7 protein-coding genes are annotated in these 11,793 nt (G+C 39.2%); 3 read left to right on the plus strand and 4 right to left on the minus strand.

Annotated elements, in window-relative coordinates:
- The first annotated feature begins 43 nt into the window (after positions 1 to 43).
- Positions 44 to 1,447, plus strand: a complete 1,404-nt coding sequence (gene gnd / locus ABOA58_RS01770) for a decarboxylating NADP(+)-dependent phosphogluconate dehydrogenase (RefSeq protein WP_350300976.1) — start codon at positions 44 to 46, stop codon at positions 1,445 to 1,447.
- Positions 1,448 to 1,751: 304 nt separating this feature from the next.
- Here gnd and ABOA58_RS01775 read toward each other — a convergent pair whose 3' ends face one another.
- Positions 1,752 to 2,099, minus strand: a complete 348-nt coding sequence (locus tag ABOA58_RS01775; RefSeq protein ID WP_350300977.1) for a hypothetical protein — start codon at positions 2,097 to 2,099, stop codon at positions 1,752 to 1,754.
- Positions 2,100 to 3,622: 1,523 nt separating this feature from the next.
- Here ABOA58_RS01775 and ABOA58_RS01780 point away from each other — a divergent pair.
- Positions 3,623 to 4,315: a coiled-coil domain-containing protein gene (locus ABOA58_RS01780; RefSeq protein WP_350300978.1), complete on the plus strand. Its 693-nt coding sequence runs from the start codon at positions 3,623 to 3,625 to the stop codon at positions 4,313 to 4,315.
- A gap of 37 nt (positions 4,316 to 4,352) precedes the next feature.
- A complete protein-coding gene (locus ABOA58_RS01785) occupies positions 4,353 to 7,538 on the plus strand; it encodes a biotin/lipoyl-containing protein (protein ID WP_350300979.1) in 3,186 nt (1,061 codons plus the stop codon).
- Between the two features lie 302 nt (positions 7,539 to 7,840).
- Here ABOA58_RS01785 and ABOA58_RS01790 read toward each other — a convergent pair whose 3' ends face one another.
- The 3 genes from ABOA58_RS01790 to ABOA58_RS01800 are packed head-to-tail and all read right to left on the minus strand — an operon-like array spanning position 7,841 to position 11,740.
- The gene (locus ABOA58_RS01790) at positions 7,841 to 9,055 is read right to left on the minus strand and encodes a Ger(x)C family spore germination protein (RefSeq protein ID WP_350300980.1); all 1,215 of its coding nucleotides are present in this window, start codon (positions 9,053 to 9,055) and stop codon (positions 7,841 to 7,843) included.
- A complete protein-coding gene (locus ABOA58_RS01795) occupies positions 9,039 to 10,145 on the minus strand; it encodes a spore germination protein (RefSeq protein ID WP_350300981.1) in 1,107 nt (368 codons plus the stop codon). Before ABOA58_RS01795 ends, ABOA58_RS01790 begins: the two co-directional genes overlap by 17 nt.
- Positions 10,146 to 10,171: 26 nt before the next feature.
- Positions 10,172 to 11,740: a spore germination protein gene (locus ABOA58_RS01800; RefSeq protein WP_434547780.1), complete on the minus strand. Its 1,569-nt coding sequence runs from the start codon at positions 11,738 to 11,740 to the stop codon at positions 10,172 to 10,174.
- Between the last annotated feature and the right edge of the window lie 53 nt (positions 11,741 to 11,793).

Genomic DNA, 11,793 nt, shown 5'->3' on the forward strand with positions numbered 1-11,793 from the left:
GATTTACTGCCTATTATTCTTACATAGAAGGAGCAGAAATAAAATGTATAATACAATTGGTGTCATTGGTTTAGGGGTAATGGGCAGTAATATCGCGTTAAATATGGCTAGTAAAGGGGAAAAAGTAGCTGTCTATAATTACACAAGAGATTTAACCGATCAGCTTGTTGCTGAATTGGACGGTCAGTCAATCCATCCGTATTACGAAATCCAAGAATTTGTTCAGTCACTGGAAACTCCAAGAAAGATTTTTCTGATGGTGACTGCGGGTAAAGCGATCGACTCGGTGATCACTTCATTACTGCCTCATCTTGAATCAGGGGATATTATCATGGACGGCGGTAACTCCCATTACGAAGATACTGAACGCAGGTATGATGAATTGAAATCTAAAGGATTCAGTTATGTAGGAATTGGTATTTCCGGTGGGGAAGTCGGTGCGTTGAAAGGACCTTCAATCATGCCAGGCGGAGATAAGGCCGCCTATGAAAAAGTAGCTCCAATCCTGACAAAAATCGCAGCCAAAGTAAATGATGATCCTTGCTGTACCTATATCGGTCCAAAAGGAGCAGGTCATTTTGTAAAAATGGTACATAACGGGATTGAGTATGCGGATATGCAATTAATCGCCGAAGCTTATACGTTTTTAAGAGAAAAATTGCATTTAGAAGTTAATGAAATTGCTGACATCTTTGAAACATGGAATCAAGGCGAACTGAAAAGTTATTTAATCGAAATCACGGCCGAAATCTTAAGGAAAAAAGATGAAGTAACGGGCTTACCCTTGATCGATGTGATTCTTGATAAAGCAGGACAAAAAGGCACAGGAAAATGGACCAGCATGCAAGCGATTGATAACGGAATACCAGCATCGATCATTACAGAGTCTTTGTTTGCGCGCTACATTTCCGCTCTAAAAGAAGAACGGGTTCATGCGGAAAACATTCTAACAGGACCTGAGAACGTTCAGCAAAAATTAGATAAAAATGAGTGGATTGACTATATTAGGCAAGCATTATATATGGGAAAGGTTTGTGCATACGCGCAAGGTTTCACTCAATATAAAATGAGTTCTGAACTTAACGGCTGGGATTTGCCTTTAAAGGATATTGCGCTTATTTTCCGCGGCGGCTGCATCATTCGGGCTGAATTTTTAAACGTCATTAGCGAAGCCTATCAAGACCAGCCGAATCTGGCCAATTTATTGATTTCACCATATTTCGCTGAAAAGGTTGCAAAATACCAGGTGGGATTGCGAAAGGTAGTCTGTGAGGGAATAAATTCTGGCATCTCGTTTCCATGTTTAGGCTCTTCACTTACTTATTACGATAGTTACCGTACAGGCATCTCAAATGCTAACCTCCTGCAAGCACAACGTGATTATTTTGGGGCACATACCTATGAGCGACGTGATTTAGCAGGGGTCTTTCACACAAACTGGCAGTGATGGAAAGTGACAAAAGGGACAGTCATTTTTCAATGACCGTTCATTAATTGGAGAAGATACCTTGCTTTAAAAAGAGAGCTGCTTTGGCAGCTCTTTTTTTATGTAACAAAAGGGGGCCATCTAAATGTTAAAACAAAGTTGATTGAAATTGGTGTGAGAGACTCCTGCGGGAAAAGCATGTTAAGGGGAGACAACAAAGGCGCAAAGGCGCCGAGGGAGGACCGCCCGCGGAAAGCGAGTTTCTTGAGAGTAAATCAACGTTCCAATTGTACAGTCTGGGACCTCTAATTTAAGAGGCTGGAAGTTATGGAATTTTAATTGGTGTATTTAATTGATAATAATCCCTATATGATCGATAAGATACCATTTTTTTATTCTCATAATACCCATCCATTTGCAAAATTTTGGATTTGTTGGTTTCTAAATAATAATGATACCCTTCTGTTTCTAAACTATAGAAGGCATAGGAAATTCCAAGCATTTGTTTCTTGGTGACTTTTGTATCAGGGTGATGTTGTATAAAATCAGCCAATTGCTGTACAGATGTTGCTGGAATGTCTGCGGTATCAAATAATGTTTCCTTAATATTAGTCTTTATTTTATTCAAAGTAGTTTTTGCTTTATGTTTGATTTTTTTGGAATGTCTTTTCAAAAATATCACTCCTACTCTGTTATAGTTAAATGATTTAGGCTCTTTTCATAAAGATTGTTGTTTTTAAAACGAAACTATTTAAGGTTGATTGGAGCGGAAGTGCGAGACTCCTGCGGGAGCAGCGGGACAGGTGAGACCCTACAGGCGTTTACGCCGAGGAGGCTCACCGCCCGCCCCGCGGAAAGCGAGCATCTGGAGGGGAAATCAACCACACCGCACTACTTGGTAAATAGCAACAAAGTATGCGAAAACAGCCATGATTTATTATGTTATTTCCAATCAGCAAACGGAGTAAACGCAAATTTGAATCCTGGGAGAAATTCTACCAAAAGTGAAAAAATCTTGGTGAAAAGATTGACGGCAACGAATAATGTTTCTGGGGGAGGTTTAATACTCAGGTGAAGTGGTATATAAATGATAGCGGTTTATTCCCCTGCTGTGCCTTTATTAAGGGTCGGAGTTCTTTACGAAGAAAGAGTATCGTTTCATGAATGATGTCGACAGGTAGCACATATTCTTCTTTTGATTTATTACCAATTATTTCTGCATGAAAAAGGAGTGATATATCATGAGGCAAATGTGTATTTACTGTTTTAAATGGGCTGACATAGATACGATGACACCACTTTTTGAAGAAGGTAGAGATTTCGTCAATTATTATTGCGAGGATTGTGTTACTGCTGTTATGGATAATTTGTTTAAGCTCCCATACAAACATGTATGCGAACAATCAAGAACCCACTAGCAACAAAGTTAAGTGATTGCGCTGAAACAGCATAACTAGAGGGCCATCTCAAACGAGAAGGGCTTTTTTTGTTCGCGTTTGTCCTCTTCTTAATCGGAATAATGATATATAGTCCTTTTTAGATGAATGGGCGAAGGGTGTAACCATCGCTTAAATCCGTTAATATAAGGGTTTAACAAGGATTCATAAAATGTCTTTAAAGGTGAAGGCCTCCCATAGTTTATTGATGGGAGGCCTTTTCTTATCCAGTAAGCAGGCGGTTTCCCTAGTTATTCAACCCACTTAAACAATATGATCATACCGAATATTATTAAGTGGTACTCATAAGGTAGTATATCGGATTGAGGAAAATATGAATTCGGATTAGATAGTAACAATAAAACAGATAAAGAAACTAAAGCATTTAAGGGGAAGATTAACCTGTTAAAGGAATTCAACGTTTGTTATACTCTTGACGCAGATGTTAAGTGGGAGAAAATAAAAAAAGGATTGAGCAGTAAAAAAGAGGATGTTTTACAAGACGTCTTGAAAAGGATGGAGCACTGTGAGTATTTTATTGTGAAAAGTGATAGTAAGCATCATATTATCAATACTTCATTAATACGGTATATACGCATTTTTGAAAATAAGTAATCTCACTACTGCTTTCTTGGAATATAAGTTATGGTTGTATTCTCCTAACAGTCTATCTGGGAGGGGATTTTTCTATGGCAAAAAAACCTTTTCATACATATACAGAGCGAGTAGGTTTGGTTAACACTTTGAAAGGAGTGAAGAGATGAATAGAGAATTGGATGATGGTTTTATTGAGTCATTAATGGTTTCCCTTCAAGACGAAAGGGTCATTGAAAAGATAAAAGCAATAGCAGAAGCGGGCTCGTTTAGTCAAATGGGGGAATATAAGGAGCTGCTGAGAGAAAAAGAAAAAGAAATAGCAAGACTCCAACAAGAGATTGAGTCGAAGAAAGAGGAAATTAGTGAGTACCAAATAAAGATCACCCATCTAAATGAGAAGATGGAAGCCTATTTTACTGAATTGCAAAAGAGAAGAGCTGACTATCGGGAAGCGGAAGAACTTTACGAAGCTGTTCAACAATTATCCGAAACCACTAAAAGTTCGTTGAAAGGAATATTCAAGGGCGGGTCGGTGCAGGAATTCATCGTTTGTGGTGTGCAATATGAAAACATTTCATCTTTGTGGGATTTTATTAAAAACGAGATTATGGAAGGACGGGAGCAGGAAAGAGAGATTTTGCTCGCCCTTTTTCTTTATTTCTTTCAAGAATACGGTAAAACATACGATACCCCTTTATATAAAATACAGGAAGTGAAAAAGAATGAGGTCTTCAGGGAAGACTTGTACATAAGGGCCCTCAATAGCAAAATATCCGGGAACATTACGGACATCCTGCTGCCGGGTTATATAAGCATTAATGGTAAAACCATTAAAAAATCCGTTGTGAGAATCTAGCAGGCGAAAAAGAGAATGATATTAAAGGAGAAATACAATGACATCGATTATTATCCCAGAGATTGAAGAAGGCATTGAAAAAATCCTTCTTGTGCAATGGTATAAACAGCCAGGCGATTATATTACGGTGGGCGAAAGCTTAGCCAAATTCAGCTGTGAGGGCATCGAATTTGACCTCTTTTCAGAAAAAGAAGGTACCCTTAAAGAATTGAATGTAGCGGAGGACACTATAGTCAAGATTGGTGATCTGATATGTTATTTGGATTCTGGTGAAGCAATTTCAGAAGAATTATTAAAAGAAGTTGAAAAACAAGAAACGATAGAAGATAAAGAGCCGCTTGAGAACGCAACAAGCTTAGCTGAAAAAAACAACATAGACAGTTCCATATACTTAATGAATAAGAACGAAGAGCAGGTTCTATACTCACCTGATTCCCAAACCGTTCCGGTCTCTGCCATTTCAATGACTTATAAAGAAGTGAGATCTTTAATCAGCCATTTATATCAGAGTGCAGAAGAAACCTTCTTCAAGGATGAAGCGAGCTTCTTTCAAGACATTAAAAAGATGCTCCGTTCCAGATGGGTTTACATGAATAACGGGAATATTATATATGATCACAACATCGCAGCTTTATTTCCTTATAGAAAATACTATGAATTAATGGAAGAGGATTTTGACTACAAAAAGCATCTGGACGTTTCCGGTTTTAAAGGTGATGTCATGACACGGGAAGAAGCTGCGAAAAGTTTCAATACAACCGATCACCCTGTATATAAGAGAATACTAGCTTTAGATGATTACTCCGCGAGTAAAAATCCTTCCATTTCAAGGATATTTGCCAATCAAACGGCTAATTCTTCTAAATCGATAGCGTTTAAATCCAACGGGTACGACATTCAAAGCTTCGATGTAGTAAATCAAAAAAACAATTTGCTGGGAAAAGGATTTTTCGTTCCCGTTTTCCGTTTAAATGGGGAAAATGCCTTTGAAATCAATGACCGAATGGCTCTCCATCTCTGGCTGGAAAATCGATTAGTACCAGGTGGATTAAGTGCAGAACGCCAGAAGGAGTATGATTATTTGCTGGCATTGTATCAATTAAAGGATTTAGATCATGAAAGTTTTCTAAAAGAATTGCCATCGATCGCTATCGATTCCAAGACGTTTTATGAGAAGCTTTTAAAATCTGAAAAAGTAAGAGCTGATATTGATTCATATGATGAAAAGATGTTAACAGATCCAAACCGGGGACATTGGGATCTATGGCCTGTCCACTCTGATGAAAAACCTTTAACGATAAAACTGAACGAAGAAATAATGTCCAGAAACCCTAAAATGGATATCAGGGAGGACGGCATAGTTGGTATTGATTTTGGAACGAAAAGTACAGTGGTCGTCCATCAAGAAGAAAGTGATTTTACTCTTCCCATGCGTATTGGGGTTGGCTATCTTAACACGGAAGTTCAAGACTGGCATTATGAAAATCCAACCGTGATTGAGTTTATCGATTTAGAACATTTCCTGGAGCTTTATCAAGAAAAAGAAGGAAGACCTGATACAAGGTGGCAGGATGTGACGGTTTCCCACAATGCTCTTAACAACTTGATGAATGGAAAGAGTGACCATTATTATTCCATATTGAATAATCTAAAGCAGTGGGCTGGAGAAAAGAGAAACGAACTCCGATTGAAAGACAAGAGGGGATATGCCGTTGTACTGCGTTCCTTTTTGGACTTAACCGATCAGGAAATCAACCCCATCGAGTTATACGCCTACTACCTCGGTTTGTATATCAATAACCAGAACAATGGCATTTACCTCGATTACACCCTTTCTTTCCCGGTGACGTATGAAAAAGAGGTAAGGGAAAAAATTCTAAAGTGTTTTGAACGTGGGTTAAAAAAGACGCTTCCTATGCCGATTCAGCAGGATGAAGAATTAATGAAAAAGTTTCGTGTCACCGCTGGGGCGAGTGAACCTGCAGCCTATGCCGTTTGTGCGTTACAGGAATACGGGTTTGAACCGGAAGAGGATGAAAAAACGTACTATGGTGTGTTTGATTTTGGTGGAGGAACGACAGATTTTGACTTTGGGATTTGGCGTGAAGCGGACTTGAAAGAAAGCAGATATGATTATGTCATCGAACATTTTGCAGCGGGCGGGGACCGGTATTTAGGTGGTGAGAACATGCTGGAGCTTTTGGCGTTCCAAGTGTTTAAAAACAACCAAAGAGCAATGCGTGAGCTAAACATTCCTTTTACTCTCCCAGCAGAATGTGTGAAATTTCCCGGAAGTGAAACACTGATTAATCAGTCACAAGAATCGTATTTAAATACGAAACAATTGGTAGAAAAATTAAGGCCGCTTTGGGAAAGGCATGAACGGTATGAAGAACAGTTTGGAAAAGGCATGATCCGGGCAGACTTGTTTGACAAAGCCGGCCACGCAAAACTCAATGTGGAACTTTTGATCGATCAAGATGAAATGGAACAACTGATTGAGGAAAGAATCGACAAAGGCATTAAAAATTTCTTTGAGTCATTAAGGCGCGCTTTTGCCCGGTCAGAACACAGCAAAATTAATAAAGTGAATATACTGCTTGCGGGTAATTCAAGTAAATCCCCGGTCGTTATGAATCTATTTAATAAATGGATTGAAAGGGAAGTGCAGAACACTCAAAACTGGGGAGAAGTGTCTAATGATCTTTTTGAGATTCTCCCGCCACTGGGGACAGAAGGCGCTTATTTAAAGCAAGAAGAGAAAAACAGAGTGGTTAACCGAGATATAATAACCGCCCCTACAGGAAAAACAGGCGTTGCCTTTGGGCTTGTACAAAGCAGAAAAGGCGGAAGTATAAAAGTTATTGACCGCGATATGGTGAATGGTGAATCAAAGTTCAAGTATTTTCTTGGCATCGGGAGAAAAGGAAAATTAAAAACAATGATTGATCAAGAAGAAGAGTATAACAAATGGCATCTTTTCATTGATGCGTCAGAAGAAGATTTTGAAATTTATTACACAAGCCTGCCGGAAGCTAGTACCAACCAGCTTGATATTAAGCAGGCCCATAGGAAAAAGCTTCGAATTGACCATGTAGATGATTCAGCTTTTGTTTATATTCGAACCATAAGCCCGACTGTCATCGAATATGTTGTTGCAGATGAAGGCTCGATTATAAGTGGGGATTATTTATGTGAAATTACTAAAGTGGAATTAAGCTAATAAGATATGTTGAACGAAAAAAATTCGTAAACACACAACAGATCATTCAATTGTATGGGCTTTGATTGCTTCAATTGAATATATCAAGATTAAAGCTGCTATGTCCATTTGAGTGGTATATAAATAGAAGATCCTCGCTTGGTGCAGCGGTTAAGGTTTTATGCAGGACCTTGAGTGACTTTAAAGTTGAAGGCCTCCCACAGTTTACTGTGGGAGGTCTTTTCATGCTCATCGTATACGTATAAATAGTTTTCATTTCCAACAATTCAATGCTAGAAGCTCTAAGTGTTCATCCTGAGGATTCACTTCTTTGATCCTCCTGTTGTTCCATAATCATTAATAGTTAATTTCACATCGTAATTGATTGTAGCTTCACTAAATGTTTGGTCCCAATCCTTTTTGACCTTATTCCATACTTTGGGGTGCTCAATTCTCAATCGATTTCCGAAGCCAGCAACGTCCACTTGGTATTCTTTTTGCATTTTTTCTAAAACATTCCCCACCAAGCGTTTCACTTCTTTTTCAGATGATTTTTCTGCTTTTTTTAGAAATTCATTTTTAAAAGTATCTCCTGAAACTACCCAGTTTTCAGACAGTCTTCCCACAGATTCAATGTTTACATCAAAAGATATGTTGTTTCCTTTAACTCGTGGTAGGATACTGCTTTTCATGGTCTCTATTTCATATACAATCAGCTGACCGGTTTCTTTATCAAAGCTTTTCACTACCCCGCCTTTTCCCTTACCTGTTATCCATGTTACGCCCTCCAGTTCCTCTTCATTTAAAGTACCAGTCATTTTGTGTGTCTTTCCATCGATTACGGCAGCTCCGGCAAATTTGACTTGCCCTTCTGCTGATAGAACTTTTTGCATCAGAAAACTAGACCCTGATTTGATCTTGCTTTCTACTTTAATATGCGACATGGGGGGCAAAATCCTCGTTGTTCGATATGCATTTTCTACAATGCCAGCCAGACGGAACGCTGGAATTTCTCCTGCTTTCTTTGTTTCCAGTGTTTTGCTTGCTCTTCCTTTACTGATGAGCACAAGGCAGCTTGGTCTAACCTCACTTTCTCGTAGATTTTGATCAAGTAATTGTTCCAACTTATACGATCTTGCAAGATTTTCACCGATAACAACCACTTTCATATGGTGAGCGGTTACGGGTTGTTGACTTCTCAATGATAATTCACGAACCATTTGATGAAAGGAGTCTCCAGTTTCAGAAACATTAACATAAGATTTTTGTTGTGGACCGGATTGTTTCGTTGTCGAACTCGCTACCAGAGGAGTGATAAATTGATAGGTTGCAGTAATCAGGTTCCTTTTTGAATAACCCTCCCCTTGTTCGTTTAACTTTTTCTCAATGGTGGACTGCTTGGCTTTATCGAATGCCAAACCTATACCTAAACTTTGCTCTTCAATTTCATGACTGCTCCAACATCCTGTAAGGGATAAGAACAAAAAAACGGAGAGGGAAATGAAGAGGGGGCGTGTATTGCTATGTGATTGTTTCATATTTTTTCCCTCCCTTTATTCTTGAGATGATAAGCAGTAGAAGGGGGAGTAAACCGAATAAAAACATTGCGATATTGCCGACGAAATCTCCTTGCTTAAATAGGTCATTGATATTTTTCGGAATCATGGCAAGGATGTAGAGAATCGGAAGCAAACCAAACATGTATGGGTGAATGCTTTTTTTCGTAATTTGAGCCAGCCCTAAAGCGGCTGCAAAAAATGTGATCGTAAATGTGGCGAATATTTGCATGATCCAAACAACGAGCAATAAAGATTCAAACCGTTCAAAGATCAAACCGGCGACTTCAAAACTTCGGATAAGATCAAGTGTCGGCCATGTTCTCATGACCACTCCATCAACAGATAATGCCCCGATAACCATTACGACCGTTATCACGTAAAAAATTAATGGAATGGAAACTCCAACAAGCAGGGCTTTTACTGCTTTTTTTGGTGAATTCATAAATGGAATAAGCAGTAGCATGATTTCAGGCCCTGAAAAAGCGAGAGCCGTTGTTTTTACTCCTTTTAGTACAGGGACGATTCCTTCTCCTAATACCGGACGGAGATTATCGATCTCGAATATTTTAAAGCTCATGAAGGTAACAACCAAAAAAAGGATAACTGTCAAAGGTAAAATAATTTCAAAAAGACGGGCGATCGGATTAATGCCGCCGAAGATGAGATAAAGACTTACCCACATGAAAATCATGATAATTGCCCAAGTAGGCGTACCCTCCAGAAGTAAATACCTTATTACTTCCGCCATTGCACGGAGCTGAAAACTGGAAGTTGTAAGAAAGTAACATATTACAACTAAACTTATTAACCCACCCAGCCATTTTCCTACAATTGCATTGATGTATTGATAGAAGGTCTTTTCGGGAAACTGTTGGCTTAATTTGACCATGATCAGCCCCGCGGTTATTGTGATGACTCCGCCTAAAATAACGCTTATCCATACATCTGGTGTTTGTACCTTTTCCGTAGATGATCTGGGTAGGGTGAGTAATCCTGTGCCGAGTATGAAGTTGATGACAATGACAGCTGCTTGTGGAGTTGTAATTTTGTCTTTCGGGCTGAGAATCATTATTTAACCACCCTTTCACCGATAGGTTATCCTTTACGTATGGGGTTTTTTGTATGCAACATCTTTGGACGGCGTTTCATCATCATAAGTGGCATTCGCACTATCAGGTCTTTCCACTCACTTAAGCGATAAGGAACGGCTGGACTCAAGTAAGGCACACCAAAGCTTTTTAATTTCACTAAATGACTGACCATTAAAAGAAAAAAGAGAATGACCCCGTATAATCCAAATGTAGCAGCACAAATCATAGCTGGAAAACGCAGAATCCGTAATGTAATCCCAATACTATAGTGCGGAATGGAAAATGATGAAATGGCGGTTAATGCTACTACAATGACCAAAACAGGGCTAACGATCCCTGCCTGTACAGCAGCTTCCCCAATGATTAAACCGCCGACAATTCCCATTGCGGGACCGATTGGCTTAGGCAATCGCAGTCCTGCTTCCCTCAAAATTTCGATGGCTATTTCCATGAATAATGCTTCGATAAGTGCCGGAAATGGAACCCCGGACCTGGTTCCGATAATGGAGATGGCCAGTTTGGTCGGAATCAACCCTGAATGAAATGAGATGAAAGCTATATACAAAGACGGTGTAAAAAGAGCCAGAATAGCTGCGAGGTAACGAAGCATACGAATGAATGTGCCAGGAATCCACCTTTCATAATAATCTTCCGGTGATTGCAACATCATGCTCAATGTAACCGGAACGATCAAAGCGAATGGCGTCCCATCTAACAAGATGGCCACTCGCCCTTCCATCAAAGCAGCGATCACCCGATCAGGACGCTCTGTATTCTGTACCTGCGGAAAAGGACTAAGGTAATTATCTTCGATAAGTTGCTCTACATAACCTGATTCCGGCACACTATCAATATCAATTTTCTTAATTCGATTTTCCACCTCTTGCACCAATTCGGGATCAACAATATCTTTTATGTAAGCGACAACTAAATCTTTTTTTGAACGCTTTCCTACTTGGAATTTTACTAACGATAAATTCTCAATTTCACCACTGCACCTTAAAAAGGATGTATTATCACTCAATGATTCAGTGAAACCGACCCGTGGACCTCTGACTAATGCCTCTGATACCGGTTCCTCGATCGCCCTTGTTTTATGTTTTGCAGTTCCTAGGATCAGCGCGTCCAATGATCCATCAATTAAAAGGGCGGTAGCACCTGTTAGTACTTTAGATGCTAACTCTTTAATGGAACGGACAGCTTCTATTTCACTAATGGATAACACTTCATTTTTTATGAATTCTTTTGAAATGCTTCCCTTGAGGTAGGGAAGGTTCTGTTTATATTCTGCTGAAAAATCAACCATCAATGATGGCATGATATGCTTATCAATGAGATCTTTATCCGATAGTCCATCCACAAAAATGATAACTGACCGTATACCGGTTCGCCCTAGATTAAATTCCCGAAAATGCACATCCCAATTATGGCCAATTTCTTGCTTAACACATTCAAGATTAAAATTAAGATCATCTGTAAACTGATGTGTTGGATCTTGGGGGGGATATGCTTCTTGTTTGTCTTTTTCGTTACTTTTTCCTTTTTTACCAATCTTTGATATCCACTCTTTCATCATCATCACTCATCCTTTGAGGTGCGAAGCAAATTAAACAATTTGCTGATTAG

Origin of the sequence: Peribacillus frigoritolerans, assembly GCF_040250305.1 — a bacterium.
Taxonomy (GTDB): domain Bacteria; phylum Bacillota; class Bacilli; order Bacillales; family DSM-1321; genus Peribacillus.